Source organism: Pelagibacterium montanilacus, from assembly GCF_003992665.1.
GTDB lineage: Bacteria > Pseudomonadota > Alphaproteobacteria > Rhizobiales > Devosiaceae > Pelagibacterium > Pelagibacterium montanilacus.
This window is the reverse complement of record NZ_RZMX01000046.1, coordinates 184,954-209,218: the sequence shown is the minus strand read 5'-3', so window position 1 is coordinate 209,218 and position 24,265 is coordinate 184,954. Positions and strand designations below refer to the sequence as shown.

Genomic DNA, 24,265 nt, shown 5'->3' with positions numbered 1-24,265 from the left:
CAGCGCATTGATGAGAAAGGGCCGCCCCGGGGCGGCCCTTTCGTTTGGGTCAGGACGTGGCGGCAAAGGCTGCCGAGAGCGCCGCGCTGCCCGCATGTCCGGCCACCGCATCGGCCCAGCGGCTCACTGCCGCGCCAAAGCAGTCGTGGACCGAATCGGTGGCGATGACCGACCCGATCGCCAGCCTTCCGACCAGCGAGAGCCCCGCCACCGGTTCGCCATTGGCCGCGATGGCCTGGCCCTGCGCCGTCACATGCGCGCCCAGCCCCTCGCCATAGGGCACCAGCAGTCCCTCGGCGCGCAGCCGGGCGATCAGGGGGTCGTCCACCTTGCCGAGCACCGGGCTCGAGAGTACCGAATCGATCATCACCGCGATCTCGACCGCATGGGTGCCGCTGCCCAACGTCCAGCCATCGGCGGACGTGACGATATCGGGGTCGTCCGCAGCCCGCAGGTCGAGAAGGTCCGCCTCGATCAGCGCCAGCATCTCGGCGGCGGCCCGGGCAGGAGGGCCGTAGGAATAGCGCTTGAGCCCCTCGTCGAACGTCACGAGCGCCTCACCGATCCGGGGATCGACCGCGCGGGGATTGTAGCCCTTGCGCAGCGGGGTCTGCAGCTTGCGCCAGATCTGCCCGATCGCGTAGCCGGGCGAGGGCGCCAGCGTGCCGTTGGCCATGGCCAGGGTCCGCCCGAGCAGTTCGGCGGGCGGCGCATCGGCATCCTCGTGGGTCGCCCCTTGTGTCCGCTCGCGCGCGAGCCATGGGGCAATTTCGGCACCCACCTCGGGATGCCCCATCGCCTCGAGCGCCGCCACCGTCGCTTCGGCCACCGCCGAACAGATCGTCGCCAGCGCCTGGTCCGGGTCCTCGCTCAGCGCTGCGTCGAGCGCGGCGGAAAACGCCCGGGAATGCTCCTGCCCGACATCGTAGAGCGCGTCGATCCGGGCGTTGGCGGGCTTGGGCGCCGGGGGCAGGCCATCGAGCGAAAAGGGCACGATCCGCGAGGGCTCGCGGCCCGACGCGACATAGCTCAGCGTGCCGTCCTCCTGTTCCTCGAACCGCCCGCCGGCCCCCTGGGACAAAAGCCCGATCACGTCGATGGCGCTCAGGCCCAGCCCCCTGATGCCCACCGCACGGCCCGCCCAGCTCCCGGAGGCCTCAAGCACCCTGTGCGAGGGGTAAGCATCCATCAGCACCGCACCGCTCTCGCGCGCATGGTCCTGCCACCGGGCGAGCTGGGCGTCGGGCTCGGTGACAAGGTGCCCGGGGCTCAGGAGCAAATCGTCGAACGGGCCCCTCCATTCCCCGCCGGCCTCCAGATGCCAGCCATCCTCGCCGCGCCGCGCGGACCGCACCTGCGCGCGCGCATGCTCCAGGCTCACTCCGCCCGGCAGCGCGGCCACCAGCGCTTCGAACCGCTCGGAGAGATACCGGCCCAGCTCGGCCCGTGGCGGGTAGTGGTCCTCGTCATAGGCGTCGGTGCGCGCCTGTGCCCAGCGCGCGAACCCGGCAACCGGATCGGCGCCCGCCAGCGGCGAGGCGGGGATCGAGATGGCGCGACCGGGAATGTTGAGCCGGTTGAGCTCGGTCTGCGCGGGATCGTAGTTGGGCCCCGCCCCGGGGCGAGGCTCGGGATCAAACAGCGTGAGCGCCACGGACAGTCCGTTCTCGCGCGCCCTGATGGCCATGGCTTCGCAGGCGGCCAACCCTCTCGGCCCACCACCCACGATCGCGATCCGCCAGACATGTGAAGGGGGCATGGGGTCCTGTTCTCCCTGGAGCGCTTCGCGAAGAGCCGCGCAGCGTCATTGCGAGGTTGAGATTACAATTGGTGCGAGGACACAAGGGCTTGGTCCCTCGACCGGTTCCCCGCGCCCGATGGTGGGGCGCCAACCGTGTCCATTTGGCCACGGTCGGGGCACTGCCGCCCCGAAACCAAACGGTAAGGCCGGCCATGCTAGGCCGTTCGGCATGCGGGTTTCCGATATCGGAGCCGGCAGAGCGCTCTGGGAGGCAACGGCCGATCATGAAAATCGCATTCCCCGCCGACGACAGCCAAGACAGTGGTCGCCTGCGCGGCCTGCTCGTTCTCGCCGCGCTCATGGCACTGGCCTTGTTGGGAGGGGTCGCGCTCAACGCGGTGATCGAGCCCGGCGGGACCAACAGCTACGCGCTTCTGGCCCAGTCCTTTCTCGAAGGCCGGTTCCATTCCGACACCTGTTTCGATGGCGACTGCGCCGTCTTCGATGGCCGGACCTATGTGATGTTCCCGCCATTCCCCGCGCTGGTCGCCATGCCGTTCGTGGCGCTGTTCGGGGTGGAGTTCAGCGGGTTCGTCCTGCTCTCGGCGCTGTTCACCGCCGCCGCCGCATGGCTCTGGTGGCGCATCCTGTCCCACTTGGAGGTCGAGCAGGCGACGGCCCTATGGCTGGTGCTGGCGCTGGTCTTCGCCACCCCGCTCTATTACGTCACCCTGCGCGGGGACGGGGTGTGGTTCTTCGCCCAGACCCTGGCTTTCCTTCTGGTCACCGCGTCCATCCACCAGGTGGTGCGCGGCGGCTCTCTGGTGCTCGCGGGCGTGCTGATCGGGCTGGCGTTCCTGTGCCGGCAGATGTCGATGTTCTACCTGCCCTTCCTCTTTGCGCTCGCGCTCGAGCGCGACGAACCGCTGATTTCCTTCGCCCGGCCCCACATCGCGCGCGTCCTCAAGCTCGGCCTGCCGGTCGCGGTCGCAGTCCTTGCCTACATGGCCTACAATTACGCCCGCTTCGGCGGCGCCATGGAAACGGGCTACCAGCACATGGCGAGCGGGGGGGAATGGTCGATGATCGACTTCCGGCTCGACCAGAGCGGCCTGTTCTCGCTCGACTATCTGTTCTTCAACGCCATGTACCTGTTCATCCAGGGCTTCCACCTCGATTTCGGCGGCGACGCCGTGCTCACCCCGCTCGGGCTGGACCCCGCCGGAACCTCGCTGCTCGCAGCGAGCCCCTTCGTGCTGCTGGCGCTGTTTGCACCCATGCGCCGCCCGGTGGTGATCGGTATTCTGTGCGCCATCGCCATTGCGGCCCCGACGCTGGTCTACCACTCGAACGGGTTCTCCCAGTACAACGTCCAGCGCTACGTGCTCGACTGGCTGCCGATCCTCGTTTACGTGCTCGCCCTGGCCGTCGCCCGGCGCCACCGCCCCTCCTTTGCGGTGCTCGCCACTTACGGGATCGGGCTCAACCTCGTCACGATGGCGTTGCTGGTGCTGTTGAACTCCGCCTGACCCGGAAGGTCAGGAATTTGTGGCCGATGAAATTGACCACCGCGCCGATTCCGATGGCCAGCCCATGGGCGATGGCCTCGGGGTAAGACGTCCAGCCGATGGCCGGCAAGACCCCGTGCAGCAGTGCCAGCGCACAGCCCATCACCACCACGGCGCCCACGGCGTTCACGCCGAGGAACAACCCGATCTGGGTACCGATCGGCAAGTGTGAGCCGGGAAACACATAGCGCCGGTAAAGGACGAAGCCCGCACTCATCCCGATCATGTAGGCCACAAAGACCGCCGCCGGAAACGGCATCGCCATGGAAAGCGGAAAGCGCGCGACCCAGTTGATCGCCGCGGCAAGTCCGCCCAGAAGCAGAAACCGGACGATCTGGATCACACCGTGACCCCGACCCATGCCATGACGAAAGCCACGCCCACGAACCCGCACAGCACGAGGCTCTTGGGGTCCTTGATGGCAAAGGCGACCGGATCGTCATTGAGCTCGCCACGCTGGCAGATCATCCATATCCGCGACAGCCACAGGAAGAGCAGCGCCGGAATGGCCCACAGCCAGACCGAATTGCCGTAGAAATCGGCCATCAGCGCGTCCTGGGTCAGATAGAGCACCATGATCAGGATCGAGGCCATGCCCGAGGACACGCCCATGGCCAGGATGAAGGGCGCGTCCATGGCGAAATAGCCCCGACCCGCGATCTTTTCCCCTATGTCGCGGCCGGTCTCGGCCATCCTCTGGACCTCGGTCTGGCGCTTGGCGAATGAGAGCGAGGCGAAAAGGAACATCGAGAACACCAGCAGCCAGGGCGAGGCCACGACCCCCACGGCGGCGATCCCGAGGACCAGCCGCAGGGTGAAGAGCACCGCCAGAACGAAGGCGTCGAGCACCGGCTTGCGCTTGAGCGCCAGCGAATAGGAGAGCGTCAGCCCCAGATAGGCGGCAAGAACCAGCATCACTGCGCCCCCCGCCAGCGCCCCGAGCCCGAAGGCCATCGCAAGGCCGATCGGCACCGCCATCACCGTATGGCCCAGCCGCAGCCTGCCGCTCGCGATCGGGCGGTTGCGCTTGGTCCAGTGCCGGCGGTCGTCGGCGATGTCCCAGAGGTCGTTGATCATATAGGTGGAGGACGCGAGAACCCCCAGCGCGAGGAAGGCGAGGCCCGCCGACCACCAGGCGACCGGATCGAGCATGTGCCCGCTCAACACCAGCGGCACGAAGACGAGGAGGTTTTTTGCCCATTGGTGCAGCCTTGCGGCCTTGGCCCAGGCGCCCAGGCTCGGGGGGCGTGCAAAGACCTTCTCCATCGGGCTCGCCGCCCGGGCCGCCCGTTCGAGCGCGGGCGAGGCGCCCACGATCACCGAACCGGCAGCCTTTTTCCACACCGCGAGATCCGCGTGGCTGTCGCCCGCATAAACGAAGCCATCGGGGAACATCTCGGCCAGCACCCGCGCCTTTTCGGGGCCCTTGAGGTTGGTCTCGCCATCGCTGGCGATCACCCGGTCGATAAAGGCAAAGCGCTTGGCCACCTTGCTCGCGATCAGCGTGTCCGCCGCGGTGGCCAGCACGATCTGGCGCCCGCGCCCCGCCTCGGCCTCGGCATAGGCGATCAGCTCGGCATTGACCGGCAGGTGCTCGACGTCGAGCGCCACCGCTTCGGCGAGCCGGCGCTTGAGCTGTGCCCGACCCTCGAGCGTCCAGCCAACGAGGTCGAAAAGCGCTAAGGGGTGGCCGCGCAGATGCAGGAGCGCCATCTCCTCGAGCAGGTCCGAGCGCACCAGCGTGCGGTCGAGATCGAGAACCAGCGGCAACAGGCTCGCATCGGCCTCCGAGGCGTCGAGAGTGTCGGTCTGGGCCAGGATCTGTGACATGTGCCCGCGCAAGGTTGGTTATTTCTCCGAAGGTTCTACCAGAGGGGCCCGTCCCGCCTAAGCGATTGCGGCCCGGACGGTTAATGGATCGGCCCGGCGCCCCGGCCCGTGGTGACGAAAGTGCAGGGGCTTTTCACCTGCGCCCTTTCGCCCGGGCATGGCCATGCTCTATGATCGCGGCGCATCACGCGGAGGGCGGCCTTGATCGCAGCTATAGTCGAGCCATACGGAGCCGTCGTCGTCGCGGCTGTCCTGGCTGTCCTGTTCGTGGCTTTCGCCCGCGAATGGCGTTCGCCCGAAGTCAGCGCGTCGGTGGCGGTCTCGGTACTTTTGATTCTAGGCTTGATCTCGGTCGATGATCTGCTCGGGGTTCTCTCCAACAGCGCTCCGGCCACCATCGCGGCGATGTTCGTGATTTCCGCCGCGCTCGTGCGCACCGGCGCGCTCGAAGCCTTTGCCCGGGGCGTCACCGCAGGCGCCCGGGTCCGGCCCGGCTTCACCCTCGTGGCCTTTCTCTTTGCCATCGCAATCATGTCCGCCTTCATGAACAACACCCCGCTGGTGATGCTGATGATCCCGGTGGCTGTCTCGCTCGCCAAGGAGATGTCGACAGCGGCCTCCAAGCTGCTCATTCCCGTGTCCTTTGCCGCCATCCTTGGAGGGACCTGCACGCTGATCGGCACTTCGACCAACATCCTGGTCGACAGCGTCGCCCAGCAATCGGGCATGGAGCCCTTCCACATCTTCGAGATCGCCCCGCTGGGGGTGGTCGCCGCGGTCCTCGGCATCCTGGCAATGATCGCGCTCAAGGGGCTTCTGCCCGACCGGACCACCGTTTCGACGGTCCTTTCGGGCGACAGCGGCAAGAAATTCGTGCTCGAGGCGGTGATCGAGGACAATTCCCCCCATGTGGGCAAGCGCGCCCGGGAGGTCTCGGCCTTCAACCGGCCCGACCGCCAGCTCATCGACGTGCTGCGCGCCAGCTTCTCGCTGCGCCGGCACATGAACGAGGTCGTGCTCCAGCCCGGCGACGTGGTGGTGTTGCGCACGTCTGTGGCCGAGCTGCTCTCGATGAAGGAGGAGGGCAACCTCACCGTACCCGAGAGCGATCATATGCAGTCTCTGGGCGCGCGAACCTCGACCGTGATCGAAATCCTCATGGGCCCGGCGGCGGGCATCCTGGGCAAGACCCTGCGCCATCTGCGCCTGCGCCGCCGCTATGGCGTCTATCCCATCGCGCTGCATCGGCGCGGCTCCAATCTCGCCGAAAGGTTCGAGACCACCCCGCTCGAGGTGGGCGACACGCTCCTGATCGAGGGCAGTCCCGAAGATCTGCGGCGCATGGTGGAGGATTACGACCTCGTCAACGTCTCAGAACCCGCCGAACGCGGCTTCCGGCGGGCCAAGGCCCCGCTGGCCATTGCGGTGACGCTGTCGGTCGTCGTGGGCGCGGCCTTCGGGCTCATGCCCATCGCCGGGCTGGCGGTGATCGGGGCCGCGGTGGTTCTGGTCACCCGATGCGTGGAGGTCGACGAGGCCGTCCAGGCCGTCGACTGGCGTATTCTGGGCCTGATCATCGCCATGCTGGCCATCGGCGTGGGCATGGACCGGGCAGGGCTGGTCGAGCTGATCGTGGACGGCGTGGCGCCGGGGCTGGCCCTGGTCTCCCCGCTCTTCGCCCTTGGGGTGATCTATCTGCTGTGTTCGTTCCTGACCGAGGTGGTCACCAACAACGCGGTGGCGGTTATCGTCACCCCCATCGCCATCGGGCTCGCCGCCAGTCTGGGGGTCGATCCGCGCCCCTTCGTGGTCGCGGTGATGTTCGCGGCCAGCGCGAGCTTTCTCACGCCCATCGGGTATCAGACCAATACACTGGTCTACAGCGCCGGCGGCTACCGCTTCTTCGATTTCGTGCGCATCGGTTCGGTGATGAACCTCATCGCCTTTGCCTGCGCCATGGTTCTGATTCCGATATTCTGGCCGCTCTGAGCGGAACGCGGGGACCGCATTCGGGCAAGCGACCCGGAACGGGCAAAAGTTCTGTCAGGCGGCGAGGGTAATGAGCTTGCCCGCTTCGGCCATCAACTGGCGCGTGTCCAGCGGCTTGCGGCACACCGGGACGCCCTGGAACGTCGAGGTCAGCGCCTCCCGATCGGGTCGCCCCGTATAGAACAGGAACGGCACCCCGCGTTCGCGCAGCACGGCAGCGGCCGGAAAGACCTCTTCCCCGTGCAGGTCGATATCGAGGATCGCAAGGTCGATCGCCGCGCCCCTGGCGGCCTGCCGCGCGGCGGCCAGCGTGGCATAGGGGCCGATCACGGTCGCTCCTGCCGCCACGAGCGTATCCTCTATATCGAGCGCGATCAGCGCGTCGTCCTCGACCAGAAGAACTTTGACACCGTCCATGCGCAGGTCGGCCATGATTGAACTCCACTGACAATCGCCCTGCCGGATGAGCCGGCCCGAGGGGCGGAATGCGACATTGCCTGCGGGACAATGCGCAAATACTCAGATGCGACCCGCAATGTACTTAAAATCGTACATACGTGGTTACTCCCCGGTTAACCCTGACCCCGGTGGTCTGTGGGCGCATCCGGACGAGGACTGGTTCGACTCAGGCTGGGCTCCTACTCAGGGACCCATGTCGTCTCAATCGTGCGAGTGTGCCATGCCGTCAGCCTATGTCCTTGCCAAAGACCATCTCGAGCAGGCACGGGCGATCCTGGCCAGCGATGTGTGGCACGATGACGAGCTGGCCCAGATCATAGAGCGGGCGGTGGGCCGGCTCGACGATCTCGAGCGGCGGCTGTTTGATTCCCCGTGCTACGCTCCCGGGAGCGCCCTTTCCCGCCCGGCCTGGAACAATCCGGTGCTCACGGGGCCGTTTCCCCCCTCGCGGCGCTAGGGACTTCAACTGTTTTGTGCGACGGTCTTGAACTCGACTTGATCTGGCCAGACAATAAAATTGCTGATTCCACACCGGGCGCGGGGCCGACAAGGCCTTGGCGAAACAGGGGCCATGGCCACAGAAAAACCGTCAGAGACGATCGTCAACAAGGCTGCGATACGCTGGAACCTGTCCAAGCTCGCACCTGTGGCGGAAACGTCCGCGCTCTGGGTCTACCGGGTCCAGCGCGAGGACAATTCCCCGGCAGCCCTGCTCATCCGCAAGGATGGGGACACCGATGCCGCCGCGCGCGAGGCCGAACTGCTCGACTGGTATCGCGGCGATGGCGCGGTCAAGTGCTTCGGGGTCAGCGGACAGTCCATGCTGCTCGAATGGCTTGGTGAAAAGACGCTCGGGGACGCCGCCAAGGATGGCAAGGACGATCAGGCCACGACCGCGATAGCAAATCTGGTGGGCATGCTCCACGTACCCCGGCCATCCGTCCCCAAATCTCTGGTCCCGCTGCGCGAGCATCTTACACCGTTCTTTGACGCGGACGTGCGCATGTGGCCCGATACCGCCCGGGATCTCTACGCCCGGTCGGTCGGCATCGCCTACAGCCTCTTTGACAAGCCGCAGGCCGAAATCCCGCTGCACGGCGATGTCCATCACGACCGCATCGTGATGGCCGAGCGCGGATGGGTGGCCCGCAGCCCGCTGGGACTTCTGGGCGATCCGGCCTATGATCTGGCCGCGTGCTTTCTTCACCCCTGGGGCGAGACACGGCTGGCGGCGGACACCACCCGCATCAACGCCATGGCCTCCCAGTTCGAAAAGCGGCTCGGCTACAAGCGCAAGCGCATGCTTGGGTTTGCGGCCGTGCAGGCGGCCAGTTCGGCCTCGACCGAACTGGCCAATGGCGGCACCATCAACTGGCAGCTCGCCGTCCTGCCCAATCTGCTGGCGGTCTACGACCTCGCCTGAGCCCGATCAGGTCCGGATCAATGCGTGAGCGTGCGGCGCACCGCGTCGCGCCAGCCCACAAGCTTGCGCGCGCGCACCGCGTCGTCCATCCCGGGCGCGAACCTCTTGTCGAGCGCCCAGGACTCTGAAAATCCTTCCCGGTCCGGCCAAAGCCCCACGGCCTGCCCCGCAAGCCAGGCTGCGCCCAGTGCGGTGGTCTCCAAAATCTCGGGCCGGTCGACCGGGGCGTCGAGAATGTCGGCCAGAAACTGCATGGTGTAGTTCGAGGCCACCATCCCCCCATCGACCCGCAATACGGTATCGGCATCGCTCTGCCAGTCCTTGTGCATGGCGTCGAGCAGGTCCCGTGTCTGGTAGCACACCGCCTCGAGCGCGGCCCGCGCCATCTCGGCCGGACCGGTGTTGCGCGTCAGCCCGAAGATCGCTCCGCGCGCCTCCGCGTCCCAGTGCGGCGCTCCCAGCCCGGTGAACGCGGGCACCAGAAAGACATCCTGTTCCGGATCGGCCGAGCGCGCGAGGGCGCCGGTTTCCTCTGCCTTGGCGATCACCTTGAGCCCGTCGCGCAGCCATTGCACGGCGGCGCCGGCCACAAAGATCGAGCCCTCGAGCGCGTAATGGGTTTCCCCCGAGATGCGGTAGGCGAGGGTGGTGAGCAGCCGGTTCTCCGATCGGCAGAGATCGGTGCCCGTGTTGAGCACCGCAAAGCACCCCGTGCCGTAGGTGGATTTGATCATGCCCGGCGAGAAACAGGCCTGCCCGATCACGGCGGCGTGCTGGTCCCCCGCCACGCCCCGGATCGGGACCGCCGCGCCAAAGATCTCGGGGTCGGTCGCGCCGAAGTCCCCGTCGCAATCGCGGATGTCGGGCAGCATCGCGCGCGGGATACCAAAGAGCGTGAGCAGCTCATCGTCCCACGCGCCCTCGGCGATGTTGCAGAGCATGGTGCGGCAGGCGTTGGTGGCGTCGGTGAGGTGCTGCTTACCTCCTGTGAGACGCCAGACGAGAAAGCTGTCCACCGTCCCGAACGCCAGGTCGCCCGCCTCGGCCTTCTCGCGCGCGCCCTCGACCGTATCGAGCAGCCAGGCCAGCTTGGTGGCCGAGAAATAGGGATCGATCACCAGCCCGGTGCGGGTGCGGATCGTCTCCTCATGGCCCTCCTTGCGCAGCCGCGCGCAGTGGTCCGCCGTGCGCCGGTCCTGCCAGACGATGGCGTTGTGGATGGGCTCGCCGGTCGTCCGCTCCCAGACCAGCGTCGTCTCGCGCTGGTTGGTGATCCCGATCGCCGCGATGTCGGTCAGCGCCAGCCCGGCCTCGGCCAGCGCGATGTCGATCGCCTCGCGCACGGTCTCCCAGATATCCTCGGGATCGTGCTCGACCCAGCCGCTGCGCGGGAAGTGCTGAGCAAACTCCTTCTGGCCCAGCCCGACCGGTGTCATTGCGCTGTCAAAGACCAACGCCCGGCTCGATGTGGTGCCCTGATCGATCGCCAGAATATGCGTCGCCAAAGCCCTGTCTCCTCCGTTTTGCAAAAGAGTGTCCCAATCAGGCGCCGAGGTAAAGATTGACGCGCCGGACCGATGGGTGTCTTTTTAAATCCACACCCTGCCAGTCTGCCCGGTCACCCCCGCAATGCTTTCGGTCCTCAACGTCGTCGCGCCGGTCTTCATGCTGATCGCGATCGGCTATGGCGCGGCCCGGTTCCGGTATTTCCCGCGCGAGGGGGTGCGGGGGCTGATCGCCTATGTGAACAACGTCGCGACGCCCTGCCTTTTGTTCCGCGCCATGGCCGGGGTGGATCTCGAGACCGCGTTCAATCCCTCGATCCTGTTCGGGTTCTACACCGCGGCCCTCTGCGTGCTGCTGGTGGGCTCGCTCCTCGCCTTCCACGTCTTCAGGCGCCGTCCGGGGGAATCGGTGGCCGTCGGCTTTTCGGGCACGTTCACCAACACGGTGCTGGTGGGCATCCCCATCATCCAGCGCGCCTATGGTGAGGAGGCGATGCCGGTGGTCTATTCGATCATCGGGCTGCACGCCCCGGTGCTCGTGACCCTTGCGATGTTCGTGATGGAGCTCGCCCGCCGCGACGGGGGCAAAATCTCGAAAGCGCTGCTCCAGGGCACGCGCACCACGCTGACCAATCCGCTCCTGATCGGCATCGCGCTGGGGCTCCTGCTCAACCTCTCGGGTTTCGAACTCGGCGGGCTGGTCGACGAGGTGACGGGCCTGTTCGCGATCACGGTGTTCCCGGTTGCGCTCTTCGGGCTCGGCGCCGCGCTCAACGATTACCGGCTCGCCCAGGGCTGGGTCCAGCCGCTGGTGATGGCGCTGTTCAAGCTCATCGCCCAGCCGACCATCGCCTGGATCCTGATGGTCCCGGTGCTCGGGCTCGATCCGGAACTTGCGCGCTATGGGGTGCTGCTCGCAGCCATGCCCGCCGGCATCAACGTTTATGTGTTTGCCACCTACTACAATCGGGCGGTCGACGTGGCGGCCAACACCATCCTGATCTCGACCGTGCTCTCGATCGTCACGATCTCGGTCTGGCTGCTGATCCTGCCTGTCTGATCCGCCGCCCGAAAGCGGGATCGACCGAGCGGCCACCTAGAGCGTTTCCAGGAAAGGTGTTTCCACCTTTCCTCGAAACGCTCTATTGCTGCTGGTTGCCAGCTTCGGCCTGCCGGACCGCGATCGTATCCGCCCCGGTCCGGGGCAGGTCGGGCGCCAGGCGCACCGGGCGCGCGCTGTCGGCATCGAGCGCCGCGGCCAGCCTGATATAGGCCGGGGTCGGGCACAGATTGGCCGAGGGGTCGAACCCCACCCAGCCCAACTCCTCGTCGAAGGCCTCCGCCCAGGCATGCAGGCGCGCCGGCTCGCTGTCGGTGGTCAGCACATAGCCCGTCACGAACCGCGCCGGTATGCCCATGCCGCGTGCCGCTCCCACGAACACATGGGCGTGGTCTTCGGCCACGATCTCGACGGCCTCGTCTTCGTCCTCCTCGCCGTCGCGCGCTTCGTGCAGCACGTTCATCAGCCAGGCCAGCATCTCGATCCGGTTCGCCCCGGCCTTCTGCTGGGCGCGCAGCCGGTTGACCAGGTTCCCGTTGGCCTTTGTCTGGGGCGTGAACCGGCTGAAAAGCGCAATGGCGGGATCGGAATCCGACAGGCCAACGACCCCGGAGGTGTCGGTCGTCTCGACAATGCCCGAGACGGTGATGGACAATTGGTCCTCGCCGCGCGGCTGGCTCACGAGGCAGGCCGTGTTGCCGAACGCGTCTGCAAAGCGCGCCGCGCTCTCGATACCGGTCATGGCGATGGACCATTCGTGCACGGTCTGGCCGGCGGTGTCGCGCGGGGTGAGCAACAGGTGCTGCACCCGGTTTTGCGCCGCGTCGGCGGCTGCGAACTTCATCTCGTGTCGGACCGATAGGCGCATGGGGCTCAGTAGAAGTTGTAGCTGTCCGAGATCGCGTCGGTCAGCCCGTTGTTTGATGCGATGAACGCGGTGAGGTATTCGTGCAGGCCCTCGGCAAAGACCTTGTCCATGTCCGAAGTGGTCAGGCGCTGGGCCATCTTGATCGCCTCGTCATGGCAAGAGGACGGCTCGCCGTACAATTGCTCGAGCATGCCCAGCATGGCGGCCACCGAGGTCACGCAGAAGGCGAGCGAGCGGGGCATTTCCTTTCTGAAGATCAGAAAGTCCGCGATGTTCCAGGCCCGGTAGCGATCCCGGTAGAGGTGCCGATAGGCCCGGTGCGCCGAGGCGGCCCGCAGGATCATCGTCCATTGCTGGATGTCCACGTCCCCGCCCACCTCCGAGGATTGGGGCAGCAGGACGTAATATTTGACGTCGAGGATCCGCGCGGTGTTGTCGGCCCGCTCTATAAAGCCGCCGGCCTGGGCAAAGGCGAAACCGTCCGTGCGCATCAGCGTGCCCAGGAGCGCGCCGCGGAATTGGTTGGCGTTCTGCTTGATCCACTGCAGGAAGCTCGGCAGCCGGTTGCCAAGCACCTGCCGGGGATGGATCTGGGAAAACTCGATCCATGTGGAATTGAGGCTCTCCCACATGTCGGTGGTGATCGCGGTGCGCACCGATTTGGCGTTGGTGCGCGCGGCATCGAGGCACGACCTGACAGAGGAGGGATTGTCGATGTCGAACAGCATGAAATGGGCAACGGTCGAAACGTCCACCACATCGTGCTTGGTCGCAAAGATGTCGTCGACTTCTGCGGCCCGCATCATCGAGAGCAGATGGTCGCTCGATTCGTCCTCGCCGCGTTCGGTCAGGCTCATGCGATAGCCGACCTCGAGCAGCCGGGCCATGTTTTCGGCCCGCTCCACATAGCGCGACATCCAGAAGAGGTTTGCGGCGATCCGCCCGAGAGTCATCATCGCCTCAATCCTTCAAGACCCAGGTATCCTTGGTGCCGCCGCCCTGGCTGGAATTGACCACGAGAGAGCCCTTCTTGAGCGCAACGCGGGTCAATCCGCCCGGGGTGATCCGGATCTTGTCGCCCACCAGAACGAACGGGCGCAGATCCACGTGCCGGGATGCGATGCCGCTGCCGGTGAACGTGGGGCAGGTGGACAGCGCCAGGGTGGGCTGGACGATGTAATTGTCCGGCCGGGTCCTGATTTTCTGGGCGAACTCGGCGCGCATCTTCTTGCTCGCCGCCGGGCCCACCATCATCCCGTATCCGCCCGAACCGTGCACCTCCTTGACCACCAGATGCTCGAGATTGGCGAGCACATAGGCGCGCTGGTCGTCATCGGTGCAATTGTAGGTGGGCACGTTGTTGAGAATCGGTTTTTCGCCCAGATAGAACTCGATGATCTGGGGAACATAGGTATAGACCGCCTTGTCGTCGGCGATCCCTGTCCCCGGGGCGTTGACCAGCGTCACCGCGCCGGCCCGGTAGGCGTCGAACAGCCCGGGCACGCCGAGCATGGAGTCCGGGCGGAAGGTCAGCGGGTCGATGAAATCGTCGTCGATCCGCCGATAGATTACGTCCACGCGCTGGGGGCCCAGCGTCGTGCGCATGTAGACCTTGCCATCGGTGACGAACAGATCATGGCCCTCGCACAGTGTCGCGCCCATCTGGTCGGCAAGGAACGAGTGCTCGAAATAGGCCGAATTGTAGATCCCCGGGGTCAGCACCACGATGTTGGGAGACCCCGTGCAGGCATCGGGCGCCACGCTCTCGAGCGTGCGGCGCAGATCTTCCGGGTAGGTCTCGACCGGTGCGACCCGGAGCTTGTGGAAGAGGTCAGGCACCAGGTGCATCATCGCTTCCCGGTCCTCGAGCATGTACGAAACGCCCGAGGGGGTGCGCAGATTGTCCTCGAGCACATAGAACTCGTCGGGCCCGGTGCGCACGATATCGACGCCGATGATATGCGAATAGATGCCTCGCGGTGGGTTGAGGCCAATCATCTGGGGGCAGAAGGCCTCGTTCTGCACGATCAGCCGTTCGGGCACGATCCCGGCGCGGATGATGTCCTGGTCGTGGTAGATGTCGTGAAGGAACATGTTGAGCGCTTTGACGCGCTGCTCGATGCCCTTTTCCAGGAGCTGCCATTCGGCCGCAGCGATCACGCGCGGGATGACGTCGAAGGGGATGAGGCGCTCGGTCGACTCCTGGGCGCCATAGACCGCGAACGTGATGCCCAGTCGCCGGAAGATGGTTTCCGCATCGCGCGAGAGCTGCCTGAGCGTCTGCCGCGGCTGGCCCTCCAGCCATTCACCCAGTATGCGGTAAGGGTCGCGGACCGAGCCGTCCGCATTGAGCATTTCGTCGAAAAACTTCTTTTCGCTCATACCACCCCGATTGCCCTGCGACCTCATCGCCCTGCCATTGCTGCATATTTCTCGGTCTGCCACAAGTGCGATGGCAGCTCCAGGCCCGGCCAACGGGTTCGACAGCATCGCCAGTTGCTTCTAGATTGATGCTTTCAGTCCTGCCACGCGAGAGGTGATCCGTGCCCGTCGATATTCTCCAGACCCATGCCTTCCATCACGCCGGCCAGACCGCCCTTGCTGAAAAGTTCACCGTCCACAAGCTTCACGAGGCCGCCGATCCCGAGGCGCTGCTTGCCCAGATCGGGCCGCAGATCAAGGCGATCGCGGGCGGGGATGTGAGCGCGGAGCTGATCGCGCGCCTGCCCGCGCTCGAGATCGTCGCGACCTTCGGGGTGGGCTATGATTCGGTCGATGTCCAGGCCGCTGCGGCGCGCGACATCGTGGTGGCCAATACCCCCGAAGTCCTCAACGACGCGGTGGCCGAACTCGCCATCGGCCTGATGATCGCCCTTGCCCGCCGCATTCCGCAGGCGGACCGCTACGTGCGCGAGGGGCGCTGGGGCGGCAAGAAGTTCGGGCTGACCGGCGAGCTCACCGGCAAGACGGTCGGCATTCTGGGTCTGGGGCGCATCGGCAAGGAGATCGCGGCGCGCGCCCAGGCCATGAAGATGCGGGTGGTCTATCACGGCCGCCACGAGCAGGCGAACCAGCCCTTCGTCTACTATTCCGACCTCGAGGACATGGCGCGCGACAGCGACTGGCTCATGGTCATCGCCCCGGGCGGGGCCGGCACGGCCGGGCTCGTCTCACGGAAGGTTCTCGAAGCGCTGGGGCCCGAGGGCGCCGTCGTCAATCTGGGGCGCGGCACGGTGATCGATGAAGCCGCCATGCTGGAATTGCTCAAATCGGGCGGACTGGGCGGCGCCGCGCTCGACGTGTTCGAGAACGAGCCGGAGATGGACGAGGCGTTCTTTGGGCTCGAGAACGTCGTGCTCTCGCCCCATCAGGGCAGCGCCACCGAACAGACAAGGACCCTGATGGGCCTGACGCTGGTGGAAAATCTCGATGCCCATTTCGCCGGGCGCCCGGTCCCCCACCGGGTCGTCTGAGCCACTTCCCCCCAATCGCAACATCCCGGATCGGGCGCGGGCCGCCCTGTCCCCAGCGACCCTCTGAGAACGGAGAGAACCCATGAACGATTGGTGGCGCGGCGCGGTCATCTACCAGATCTATCCGCGCTCGTTTTCTGACAGCAATGGGGACGGGATCGGCGATCTGCGCGGCATTCTCGCCCGACTCGATCATGTGGCGAGTCTGGGGGTGGACGCTATCTGGCTCTCGCCCGTCTTTACCTCTCCCATGGCCGACATGGGCTACGATGTATCAAACTACACCGACATCGACCCGATCTTCGGTACCATCGACGATTTCGATGCGCTGGTCGAAAAGGCCCATGCGCTCGGGCTCAAGGTGATCATCGATCAGGTGGTCAGCCACACCTCCGACCGCCATCCCTGGTTCATCGAATCCCGGGCCTCGCGCACCAATTCGCGCGCCGACTGGTATGTGTGGGCCGATCCCAGGGAGGACGGCACCCCGCCCAACAACTGGCCCTCGATCTTCGGCGGCCCGGCCTGGGAGTGGAACGGCGCGCGCCAGCAATACTATCTGCACAATTTCCTGATCGAGCAGCCCGACCTCAACTTCCACAACCCCCAGGTTCAGGACGCGGTGCTCGATGCCATGCGGTTCTGGCTCGAGCGCGGGGTCGACGGCTTCCGCTTCGATACGGTGAACTATTATTTCCACGACGACCGGCTGCGCGACAATCCGCCCGCGCCCAGGGATCGGACCAACGCCGCCTTCGCGCGCGATCCCTACGCCATGCAGTTCCATGAATTCTCCAAGAACCGGCCCGAGAACATCGGGTTCCTCAAGCGGGTCCGCGCGCTGCTCGACGCGTTCGGGGCCCGGGCCAGCGTCGGCGAGGTGGGCGACCACCACAACGCCATCCGGCTGATGTCGGACTACACGCGCGGGGACGACCTTTTGCACATGTGCTACTCGTTCGACATGCTCGGTCCCGATTTCACCGCCGAGCATTTCCGATCGCGGCTCGAAGCGTTCTTCAAGAGCGCGCCGGACGGCTGGCCGTGCTGGAGCTTTTCCAACCACGATGTCCGCCGTCACGTCAGCCGATGGGAATCCCACGAGGCGACGCCCGACACCCTCGGCCGGCTGGCCATCGGCATGCTGCTGGCCATGCGCGGCTCGATCTGCCTTTACCAGGGTGAGGAACTGGGCCTGCCCGAAGCCGAACTGGTCTACGAGGAATTGACCGACGCCCAGGCCATCCGGTTCTGGCCAGACCTCAAGGGTCGCGACGGCTGCCGGACGCCCATGCCCTGGACGGACGGCAAACATGGCGGCTTTTCGAGCGTTTCGCCATGGTTGCCGGTCAAGCCGCCTCATATCGAGCGCAACGTCGCCGCTCAGGAGGCCGATCGGACCTCGCTTCTGCATTATTACCGCGAGATCATCGCCTATCGCGCCGCCCATCGCGCGCTGATCGACGGGGACATCCACTTCCACGACGTGGGCGAACCGGTCCTCGCCTTCACGCGCCACGCCGCCGATCACACCTTCCTGTGCGTCTTCAACCTCTCGGCCTCCCCGCTCGCCGTCACGCTCTCGGGCCTGCCAGAAAGTGCCGTGCCGGGGGGCGTCTCGCAGGGCGCGGAGCTTGCGGGCAACACCCTCGCGCTCGCAGGCAACGGCTTTGCCTATATCGAATGCGGGGCCGACGCCGACCCGGCCCGGTTCGGCATCGAGATCAGCGATCAGGCCGGAGCCAGCGCCCGCTCGGCCAGCCGTACCCAATAGCTGGCCCCGATCGGCAAGGCCTCGTCGTTGAAATCATAAGTGTCGGTATGGAGCTCGGTGCTCTCGCCATTGCCGATGAAGATATAGGCGCCGGGGCGGGCATTGAGCATATAGGCGAAGTCCTCGCCCCCCATGGTGGGATCGGCCTGCGCATCCACATGCGCGGTGCCGGCCACCTCGGCAGCGATTTCCGCTGCGAATGCCGTCTGGGCAGGGGCGTTGACGGTCACGGGATATCCGCGCCGGTAGGTGACATGGGCCACCGCGCCGAACCCCTGGGCGATGCCCGTCGCGACCCGGGTTATGCCCTCTTCCATCTGGTCGCGCACCGCCTCGTCCAGCGTCCGCACCGTGCCGCCCATTCGGGCCGTGCGCGGAATGACGTTGAACGCCGTGCCCGCGTTGAGCGTGGTCACCGACAGCACCGCCGAGCGGATCGGATCGATATTGCGCGAGACCAGCGACTGCAGCGCGGTGGCGATGTGGGCGCAGGTGATCACCGGGTCGGCGGCCAGGTGCGGCATGGCCGCGTGCCCGCCATGGCCCTCGACCTCGATCGAGAACTCGTCGCTCGCCGCCATGATGCCGCCCTCGCAGATGGCGAAATGGCCCAGCGGCAGGCCGGGCAGATTGTGCATCCCGAACACCTCGGAAATGCCGAATCGGTCCATCAGCCCGTCCTCGACCATCGCCTTGCCGCCGCCCCCGCCTTCTTCGGCGGGCTGGAAGATGACGACGGCCGTGCCTTCGAAATTGCGGGTTTCGGCGAGATAGCGGGCGGCGCCCAGCAGCATGGTGGTGTGCCCGTCATGGCCGCAGGCGTGCATCTTGCCCGAAACGGTCGAGGCGTAGGGCTGGCCGGTGCGCTCGGTAATCGGCAGCGCGTCCATGTCCGCGCGCAGCCCGATGACCCGGCCCGCGCCTCCATTCCTGCCCCGGATGACTCCCACGACCCCGGTGCGCCCGATCCCCGTCACCACCTCGTCCGCTCCAAACGCCCTGAGTTTGTCCGCGACGGTCCCCGCGGTCCGCTCCACATCATAGAGCAGTTCGGGATGGGCGTGGATATCGCGCCGCCAGGCGGTCATTTCCGAGTGGAATTCGGCAATCCGGTTGATCACGGGCATAGGCAGGACCTGCAAGTGTATGCAAACTGGCCGCACTTTCTGCCTCGGCCCCTGCCGCGTCAATGGCGTGCAGGGGAAAAACGCTTGGGAGAAACACTCGGCCGGACGGGAGAACGCGCAGGCAATGACGAGCGAGGACGGTGCTGCACCGGGCAGCGATCTGCACATCGATTTCGTCGATGGGGCGGTCGGCTTTCGCCGGCGCAGCGGCGAGGGCAGGGGCGGGGCCCTTGCCCGGGCGCTGGGGCTCGCAGGCATCCCCGAACCCGAAATCGTCGATGCCACTGCCGGGCTGGGGCGCGATGCCTTCCTCCTGGCCTCGCTCGGCGCACGGGTGACGCTGATCGAGCGCAATGGCCGCGTCCGCGCCGCCCTCACCGACGCGCTGGCGCGGGCCACGGAGGCGGGGGGCGACCTTGCCGCGATCATTGCCCGCATGACCCTGCTCGAGGGCGACGCGCGCGAGGTGCTCCCGGAGCTGAACCCGAAGATGGTGCTCGTCGATCCCATGCACCCCGAGCGGCGCAAGTCCGCGCTGGTCAAAAAGCAGATGCGCGACCTGCGCGACATCGTGGGCGCGGACCCCGACGCTCACGAGCTGATCGCCGTGGCGCTCAAGGCTGCGACGAGGCGCGTGGTGGTCAAATGGCCGGCCCGCGCGCCGCTCCCCGAAGGTCTGCCGAGGCCATCTCACACCATTGCCGGCAAGACCACGCGCTATGACGTTTTCGTGCGCTGACCCCATGGGATGGGCGCGACAATTTCCGCCGTCCCGATTGAAAACACTACGGTCCCCGCTATAAAGGCAGCCGCGCGAACCCCGCATCACCCGAGGAGCTCCGATGTTCGAACACCTCAAGCCTGCACCCCAGGACAAGATCTTTGCACTCATGGCTGCGTTCAACGAAGACGAACGCCAGGGCAAGATCGATCTGGGCATCGGCGTCTACAAGGACGACCACGGCAAGACCCCGATCATGAGCGCGGTGAAAAAGGCCGAACAGCGCCTGCTCGAGACCGCGAGCACCAAGGGTTATGTGGGCGTGGGGGGCGACAAGGCCTTCAATGCGGCGATGATCGATCTGGCGCTGGCCGACAGCGTTCCGGCCGAGCGGGTGCGCGCGGTCCAGGCGCCGGGGGGCACCGGAGCCCTCTGGGTCCTCATGATGCTGATCAAGCGCTCCAACCCCGATGCGCGGGTCTGGATTTCCGATCCCTCCTGGCCCAACCACACCCCGATGGTCGAACAGGTCGGGCTCGAACCCGCCGTTTATCCCTATTTCGACCGCTCGACCGGGCTGGTGAACTTCGAGGCTATGATCGAAACGCTCGACGGGCTGGGCAAGAACGACGTCGTCCTCCTGCACGGCTGCTGCCACAACCCCACAGGCGCCAATCTGAGCCTCGAGCAATGGGGCCGGGTGGCCGACAGCCTTGAGCGTACCGGCGCCTTCCCGCTGATCGACATGGCCTATCAGGGCTTTGGCGACGGGCTGGACAAGGATGCCGCCGGCGTGCGCCTCCTGGCCTCCCGCCTGCCGGAATTCGTCATGGCGACGAGCTGCTCGAAGAATTTCGGGCTCTATCGCGACCGCGCCGGGTGCGCCATCGCAGTGGGCGAAAGCGCAAGGACGGCTGATCTGGCCTTAAAGCAGATGCTTTCGGCCGTCCGCGCCGCCTATTCCCAGCCGCCGGCCCATGGCGCGGAGGTCGTGGCGACCATCCTTGGCGACAGCGCCCTGCGCGCCGAGTGGGAGGCCGAGCTCGAAGCCATGCGCAACCGCATGATCGCCAACCGCACCGCACTGGCAGAGGCGATCCGCGAGCGCTCCAACAGCACCGATTTCGACTTCGTGGCCGAACACCGGGGGATGTTTTCTTTGCTCGGCGTGAGCGAAAAGGTGGTCGAGCGCTTGAAGGATGAGGATGCGATCTACATGTTGGATGACAGCCGGATCAATATTGCCGGACTGGCCGAAGACAGGGTCGTCAAACTGGCGGACGCCCTCGTCGCCGCCACGCGATAGCCGATAATTCTTGCGGCCCGGACCGGTCGTGTTACACCTTTGGTCGTAAGACCAAAGTACAATTCCCGTGGGGAGAGACATGAAATTTTTCGTCGATACAGCCGAAGTCTCCGACATTCGCGAGCTGCATGACATCGGACTGCTCGATGGCGTGACCACCAATCCCTCGCTGATCGCCAAGTCCGGACGTGACTTCAAGGAAGTGGTGCAGGAAATCTGTGCGTTGCTGCCCGGCCTGCCGGTTTCTGCCGAAGTTGCCGCAACCGACTATGACGGCATGATGGCCGAGGGCAAGGTGCTTGCCGCGCTCGCCGACAATGTGGTGGTCAAGCTGCCGCTCACCCTTGATGGTCTCAAGGCCTGCAAGCACATGACCTCCGAAGGCATCAGGACCAATGTGACCCTGTGCTTTTCGGCCAATCAGGCACTTCTGGCCGCCAAATGCGGTGCGACCTACATCTCGCCCTTCATCGGGCGTCTGGACGATCTCAATGTCGACGGCATGGACCTCATCCAGGATATCCGGATGATCTACGATAATTACGATTACCAGACCCAGGTGCTCGCCGCCTCGATCCGCACGCCCAATCACGTGTCCCAGGCCGCGCTCGCTGGCGCGGACGTCGCCACGATCCCGCCTGCGGTGCTCAAGAAGCTGGCCAGCCACATGCTGACCGACAAGGGTCTTGAAGCCTTCGTCAAGGATTGGGCATCGACCGGTCAGTCGATACTTTGATCCTGGACGCCCGATGACCGACAAGGCCGTACAGGAGGCCATCCTGAAGGCGCTGGGCACGGTCGAAGTGCCCGGCGGCGGGACGCTGGACGCGTTTCCCGGCCTTTCGGACGTCATCGTCACCAAAAGCGCTGCCGCGTTCGCCATTTCCGTGCAGCCGGGCATGGAGGCCGCCTTCGGCCCCGTGCGCGCCGCTGCCCAGGAAGCTGCGCTCAAGGTGGCCGGGGGCCGAAAGGTCATGGTGTCGCTCTCGGCGGAAAAGCCCCCTTCGAACGCCCAGCCCGCCTCGGCCCGCCGTCCCGGACCGCCGCCGCGCGAGCCGGTCCCCGGCATCGCCCGCATCATCGCCGTGGGCTCGGGCAAGGGCGGCGTGGGCAAGTCCACCTGCGCGGTCAATCTGGCGCTGGCGCTCAAGGCGCAGGGTCTGCGGGTAGGGCTCCTCGACGCCGACCTTTACGGGCCGTCCCTGCCCAAGCTTCTGGGCATAGAGGGCAAGCCGGCGCTCCGCGATGACGGCATCTTCCGACCGTTCGAGGTCTATGGGCTCAAGGCCATGTCCATCGGGCCCATGCTCGAAGGCCATCAGGCCGTGGTCTGGCGCGGGCCAATGGCGACGTCCGCCCTGCGCCAGCTTTTGCGCGAGACCGACTGGGGCGAACTCGACGTACTCGTGGTCGACCTGCCCCCCGGCACCGGTGACATTCAGATTTCGCTCGTCCAGCAGGTGGAACTGGCTGGCGCCGTGATCGTTTCGACGCCTCAGGATCTGGCGCTGATCGATGCCCGCAAGGCCATCGACATGCTGGCGAGGGTTCAGGTGCCCATTCTGGGCATCATCGAGAACATGAGCTATTTCATCGCCCCCGATACGGGCAAGCGATACGACATCTTCGGCCATGGCGGTGCCCGGCGCGCGGCCGAGGAGATCGGCGCGGTCTTTCTGGGGGAGATCCCGCTCGTGATGTCCATCCGCGAAGGCGGGGACGAGGGCAGGCCCGTCGTAGCCGTGGCGCCCGAAAGCCCCGACACGCAGGCGTTCCTCTCGATCGGCGCGACCATCGCTGCGGCAATCGCCCGGCGCTGATCCCGGTCCGGGCCAGCCCGGCAGGTCTTCTCCCGACAGCGATCGCGCGCGCCCGGCCCGGTTGTCCCTGGTGATCGCGTACTGTCTTGGCAAGTGCGCTCGATTGTGCAACGTTGGACTTGTCGTCACGCCCCGGTAACCGCACTGCAACAGGCGACTAAAACGTTTTGGAAGCCAAAACGTTTTGGGCGGGAGGCGACCGACTGATGCGATCCGTCGCGTCTTCATGTGTGCAATGGGAGGACTACATGCACAAAACCTTGCTGGCGGGAATTTCCGCCGCAGCATTCGCGCTTGCCCTCACCTCGGCCGGAACCGCGCAGGACGTGGAGCTGCCCGATCTGGCTGGCGAATCCTTTACCGTGTTCGGCCCCTGGGTCGGTGGCGTCGAGATCGAGTCGTTCCAGGCCGTCGTTGACGACTTTAACGAAAAGACCGGCGCGAATGCCGAGTATGTCGGGTCCGACAGCCTCGAGCAGCAGATCGTCATCGACGCGCAGGCCGGTTCGGCCCCCGAAGTGACCTTCTTCCCGCAGCCTGGCCTCGCCGCCAACATGGCTCAGCAGGGCTTTCTGACCCCGCTTCCCGAAGGATCCGAAGAGTGGGTTCTCGAGAACTACGCAGCCGGCCAGTCCTGGGTGGATCTGGGCACCTATGCAAACGAGAGCGGTGAAGACGAACTGTACGGGTTCTTCTACAACGTGAACCTCAAATCGCTTGTCTGGTACGTACCCGACAACTTCGCCGATGCCGGCTACGAAGTGCCCGAGACGATGGAAGATCTCATCGCTCTCTCCGAGCAGATCGTCGCCGATGGCGGCACGCCCTGGTGCATCGGTATCGGTTCGGACGCAGCCACCGGCTGGCCGGCGACCGACTGGGTCGAGGACATCATGCTGCGCCTCCACGAGCCCTCCGTCTATGATCGCTGGGTCAGCAACGATCTCGCCTTCGATTCGCCCGAAGTTATCGAAGCGATCGACACCTTCGGCACGTTCGTGAAGAGCGAAGGCTGGGTCGCAGGCGGCACCCAGGCGGTTGGGACCACCGACTTCCGTGACAGCCCCGCGGGCCTCTTCCAGGTTCCGCCCCAGTGCTACCTGCACCGTCAGGCCTCCTTCGTGTCCTCGTTCTTCCCAGATGGGACCGAGCTGGGCACCGATGCGGACTTCTTCTACTTCCCGGCCTTCGCCGAGAAGGATCTGGGCAACCCTGTCCTTGGGGGCGGCACGCTGGCCGCGATCACCAACGACACGCCCGGTGCCCGGGCGTTCATGGACTACCTCAAGACCCCGGCCGCCCATGAAATCTGGATGGCGACCGCAGGCTTCCTGACTCCGCACCTGGGTGCCGATCTTGCCGCCTATGCCGACGATACACTGCGCGCACAGGGCGAGATCCTGCTCGGCGCCGATGCCTTCGGGTTCGACGCGTCCGACCTGATGCCCGGCGCCATCGGCGCAGGCGCGTTCTGGACCGGCATGGTGGACTTCGTGGGCGGCGCATCCGCCGAGGAGGTCGCGGCAGACATCCAGGCTGCCTGGGACAACCTCTAGAGCATATCCTGTTCTGATTGCATCAGAACAGGAGCTCTAAGTCCT

General features: G+C 65.9%; 21 protein-coding genes. 12 read left to right on the top strand and 9 right to left on the bottom strand.

What is annotated here, in order from left to right; all coding sequences use genetic code 11:
- Positions 1-49: 49 nt before the first annotated feature.
- The gene (locus tag EO136_RS13075; protein WP_127144839.1) at positions 50-1,759 is read right to left on the bottom strand and encodes an FAD/NAD(P)-binding protein; all 1,710 of its coding nucleotides are present in this window, start codon (positions 1,757-1,759) and stop codon (positions 50-52) included.
- A 266-nt stretch (positions 1,760-2,025) separates the two neighbouring features.
- Here EO136_RS13075 and EO136_RS13070 point away from each other — a divergent pair, with 266 nt between their 5' ends.
- Positions 2,026-3,270 (top strand): glycosyltransferase family 39 protein, encoded by a 1,245-nt coding sequence (locus tag EO136_RS13070; protein WP_164730586.1) that lies wholly within the window; start codon positions 2,026-2,028, stop codon positions 3,268-3,270.
- On the opposite strand, the gene EO136_RS13065 is transcribed toward EO136_RS13070, so the two are convergent.
- Together EO136_RS13065 and EO136_RS13060 are read right to left on the bottom strand one after the other, a co-directional pair.
- A complete protein-coding gene (locus EO136_RS13065; RefSeq protein WP_246018369.1) occupies positions 3,233-3,652 on the bottom strand; it encodes a GtrA family protein in 420 nt (139 codons plus the stop codon). The genes EO136_RS13070 and EO136_RS13065 overlap by 38 nt on opposite strands.
- The gene (locus EO136_RS13060) at positions 3,649-5,139 is read right to left on the bottom strand and encodes a UbiA family prenyltransferase (protein WP_127144836.1); all 1,491 of its coding nucleotides are present in this window, start codon (positions 5,137-5,139) and stop codon (positions 3,649-3,651) included. The genes EO136_RS13065 and EO136_RS13060 overlap by 4 nt, the downstream gene beginning before the upstream one ends.
- Positions 5,140-5,340: 201 nt before the next feature.
- On the opposite strand from EO136_RS13060, the gene EO136_RS13055 reads away from it, so the two are divergent.
- Positions 5,341-7,128, top strand: a complete 1,788-nt coding sequence (locus EO136_RS13055; RefSeq protein ID WP_127144835.1) for an SLC13 family permease — start codon at positions 5,341-5,343, stop codon at positions 7,126-7,128.
- 54 nt (positions 7,129-7,182) lie between these two features.
- Here the strand turns inward: EO136_RS13055 and EO136_RS13050 are convergent, their stop codons facing one another.
- Positions 7,183-7,560, bottom strand: a complete 378-nt coding sequence (locus tag EO136_RS13050; protein WP_127144834.1) for a response regulator — start codon at positions 7,558-7,560, stop codon at positions 7,183-7,185.
- A 247-nt stretch (positions 7,561-7,807) separates the two neighbouring features.
- Here EO136_RS13050 and EO136_RS13045 point away from each other — a divergent pair, with 247 nt between their 5' ends.
- Positions 7,808-8,044: a hypothetical protein gene (locus tag EO136_RS13045; RefSeq protein WP_127144833.1), complete on the top strand. Its 237-nt coding sequence runs from the start codon at positions 7,808-7,810 to the stop codon at positions 8,042-8,044.
- A 114-nt stretch (positions 8,045-8,158) separates the two neighbouring features.
- Positions 8,159-9,010: an aminoglycoside phosphotransferase family protein gene (locus EO136_RS13040; RefSeq protein ID WP_127144832.1), complete on the top strand. Its 852-nt coding sequence runs from the start codon at positions 8,159-8,161 to the stop codon at positions 9,008-9,010.
- 17 nt (positions 9,011-9,027) lie between these two features.
- Here EO136_RS13040 and glpK read toward each other — a convergent pair whose 3' ends face one another.
- Positions 9,028-10,515 carry a glycerol kinase GlpK gene (gene glpK / locus EO136_RS13035; RefSeq protein ID WP_127144831.1) on the bottom strand — a complete coding sequence of 496 codons (1,488 nt, stop codon included), beginning with the start codon at positions 10,513-10,515 and terminating at the stop codon, positions 9,028-9,030.
- Between the two features lie 124 nt (positions 10,516-10,639).
- On the opposite strand from glpK, the gene EO136_RS13030 reads away from it, so the two are divergent.
- Positions 10,640-11,575 (top strand): AEC family transporter, encoded by a 936-nt coding sequence (locus tag EO136_RS13030; RefSeq protein WP_127144830.1) that lies wholly within the window; start codon positions 10,640-10,642, stop codon positions 11,573-11,575.
- 82 nt (positions 11,576-11,657) lie between these two features.
- Here the strand turns inward: EO136_RS13030 and EO136_RS13025 are convergent, their stop codons facing one another.
- From EO136_RS13025 to EO136_RS13015, 3 genes are read right to left on the bottom strand one after another with little or no spacing between them, the layout of a single operon-like run.
- Complete coding sequence (locus tag EO136_RS13025; protein WP_127144829.1) at positions 11,658-12,443, bottom strand: transglutaminase family protein; 786 nt, start codon at positions 12,441-12,443, stop codon at positions 11,658-11,660.
- A gap of 5 nt (positions 12,444-12,448) precedes the next feature.
- Positions 12,449-13,399 carry an alpha-E domain-containing protein gene (locus EO136_RS13020; protein WP_246018368.1) on the bottom strand — a complete coding sequence of 317 codons (951 nt, stop codon included), beginning with the start codon at positions 13,397-13,399 and terminating at the stop codon, positions 12,449-12,451.
- Between the two features lie 4 nt (positions 13,400-13,403).
- The gene (locus EO136_RS13015) at positions 13,404-14,825 is read right to left on the bottom strand and encodes a circularly permuted type 2 ATP-grasp protein (RefSeq protein ID WP_127144828.1); all 1,422 of its coding nucleotides are present in this window, start codon (positions 14,823-14,825) and stop codon (positions 13,404-13,406) included.
- Positions 14,826-14,986: 161 nt separating this feature from the next.
- Between EO136_RS13015 and EO136_RS13010 the strand changes: the two genes are divergently transcribed.
- Both EO136_RS13010 and EO136_RS13005 read left to right on the top strand, forming a co-directional pair.
- Positions 14,987-15,916 carry a 2-hydroxyacid dehydrogenase gene (locus EO136_RS13010; protein ID WP_127144827.1) on the top strand — a complete coding sequence of 310 codons (930 nt, stop codon included), beginning with the start codon at positions 14,987-14,989 and terminating at the stop codon, positions 15,914-15,916.
- 82 nt (positions 15,917-15,998) lie between these two features.
- Positions 15,999-17,690 (top strand): alpha-glucosidase, encoded by a 1,692-nt coding sequence (locus EO136_RS13005; RefSeq protein WP_127144826.1) that lies wholly within the window; start codon positions 15,999-16,001, stop codon positions 17,688-17,690.
- Here EO136_RS13005 and EO136_RS13000 read toward each other — a convergent pair.
- Positions 17,648-18,817: a M20 aminoacylase family protein gene (locus EO136_RS13000; RefSeq protein WP_127144825.1), complete on the bottom strand. Its 1,170-nt coding sequence runs from the start codon at positions 18,815-18,817 to the stop codon at positions 17,648-17,650. The genes EO136_RS13005 and EO136_RS13000 overlap by 43 nt on opposite strands.
- A gap of 124 nt (positions 18,818-18,941) precedes the next feature.
- Here EO136_RS13000 and EO136_RS12995 point away from each other — a divergent pair, with 124 nt between their 5' ends.
- The 5 genes from EO136_RS12995 to EO136_RS12975 all read left to right on the top strand — a co-directional run bounded on the left by EO136_RS12995 (position 18,942) and on the right by EO136_RS12975 (position 24,220).
- Positions 18,942-19,556: a class I SAM-dependent methyltransferase gene (locus EO136_RS12995; protein ID WP_127144824.1), complete on the top strand. Its 615-nt coding sequence runs from the start codon at positions 18,942-18,944 to the stop codon at positions 19,554-19,556.
- Between the two features lie 103 nt (positions 19,557-19,659).
- Entirely contained in the window at positions 19,660-20,844 is a 1,185-nt protein-coding gene (locus EO136_RS12990; protein ID WP_127144823.1) for an amino acid aminotransferase, read from the top strand.
- 79 nt (positions 20,845-20,923) lie between these two features.
- Positions 20,924-21,580, top strand: coding sequence for a fructose-6-phosphate aldolase (gene fsa / locus EO136_RS12985; RefSeq protein WP_127144822.1), 657 nt, complete (start codon positions 20,924-20,926; stop codon positions 21,578-21,580).
- Between the two features lie 13 nt (positions 21,581-21,593).
- Positions 21,594-22,664 (top strand): Mrp/NBP35 family ATP-binding protein, encoded by a 1,071-nt coding sequence (locus tag EO136_RS12980; RefSeq protein WP_127144821.1) that lies wholly within the window; start codon positions 21,594-21,596, stop codon positions 22,662-22,664.
- A gap of 248 nt (positions 22,665-22,912) precedes the next feature.
- Positions 22,913-24,220 carry an ABC transporter substrate-binding protein gene (locus tag EO136_RS12975; RefSeq protein WP_127144820.1) on the top strand — a complete coding sequence of 436 codons (1,308 nt, stop codon included), beginning with the start codon at positions 22,913-22,915 and terminating at the stop codon, positions 24,218-24,220.
- Positions 24,221-24,265: the final 45 nt, after the last annotated feature.

What these genes read in the sequence shown, in the direction of transcription:
- EO136_RS12980 (WP_127144821.1), top strand. Translation starts at nt 21,594, where the DNA reads ATGACCGACAAGGCCGTACAGGAGGCCATCCTGAAGGCGCTGGGCACG.
- EO136_RS13020 (WP_246018368.1), bottom strand. Translation starts at nt 13,399, where the DNA reads ATGATGACTCTCGGGCGGATCGCCGCAAACCTCTTCTGGATGTCGCGC.
- EO136_RS13015 (WP_127144828.1), bottom strand. Translation starts at nt 14,825, where the DNA reads ATGAGCGAAAAGAAGTTTTTCGACGAAATGCTCAATGCGGACGGCTCG.
- EO136_RS13040 (WP_127144832.1), top strand. Translation starts at nt 8,159, where the DNA reads ATGGCCACAGAAAAACCGTCAGAGACGATCGTCAACAAGGCTGCGATA.
- EO136_RS13060 (WP_127144836.1), bottom strand. Translation starts at nt 5,139, where the DNA reads ATGTCACAGATCCTGGCCCAGACCGACACTCTCGACGCCTCGGAGGCC.
- EO136_RS13045 (WP_127144833.1), top strand. Translation starts at nt 7,808, where the DNA reads ATGCCGTCAGCCTATGTCCTTGCCAAAGACCATCTCGAGCAGGCACGG.
- EO136_RS13030 (WP_127144830.1), top strand. Translation starts at nt 10,640, where the DNA reads ATGCTTTCGGTCCTCAACGTCGTCGCGCCGGTCTTCATGCTGATCGCG.
- EO136_RS13000 (WP_127144825.1), bottom strand. Translation starts at nt 18,817, where the DNA reads ATGCCCGTGATCAACCGGATTGCCGAATTCCACTCGGAAATGACCGCC.
- EO136_RS13005 (WP_127144826.1), top strand. Translation starts at nt 15,999, where the DNA reads ATGAACGATTGGTGGCGCGGCGCGGTCATCTACCAGATCTATCCGCGC.
- EO136_RS13025 (WP_127144829.1), bottom strand. Translation starts at nt 12,443, where the DNA reads ATGCGCCTATCGGTCCGACACGAGATGAAGTTCGCAGCCGCCGACGCG.
- EO136_RS13075 (WP_127144839.1), bottom strand. Translation starts at nt 1,759, where the DNA reads ATGCCCCCTTCACATGTCTGGCGGATCGCGATCGTGGGTGGTGGGCCG.
- EO136_RS12975 (WP_127144820.1), top strand. Translation starts at nt 22,913, where the DNA reads ATGCACAAAACCTTGCTGGCGGGAATTTCCGCCGCAGCATTCGCGCTT.
- fsa (WP_127144822.1), top strand. Translation starts at nt 20,924, where the DNA reads ATGAAATTTTTCGTCGATACAGCCGAAGTCTCCGACATTCGCGAGCTG.
- EO136_RS12990 (WP_127144823.1), top strand. Translation starts at nt 19,660, where the DNA reads ATGTTCGAACACCTCAAGCCTGCACCCCAGGACAAGATCTTTGCACTC.
- EO136_RS13070 (WP_164730586.1), top strand. Translation starts at nt 2,026, where the DNA reads ATGAAAATCGCATTCCCCGCCGACGACAGCCAAGACAGTGGTCGCCTG.
- EO136_RS13050 (WP_127144834.1), bottom strand. Translation starts at nt 7,560, where the DNA reads ATGGCCGACCTGCGCATGGACGGTGTCAAAGTTCTTCTGGTCGAGGAC.
- EO136_RS12995 (WP_127144824.1), top strand. Translation starts at nt 18,942, where the DNA reads ATGACGAGCGAGGACGGTGCTGCACCGGGCAGCGATCTGCACATCGAT.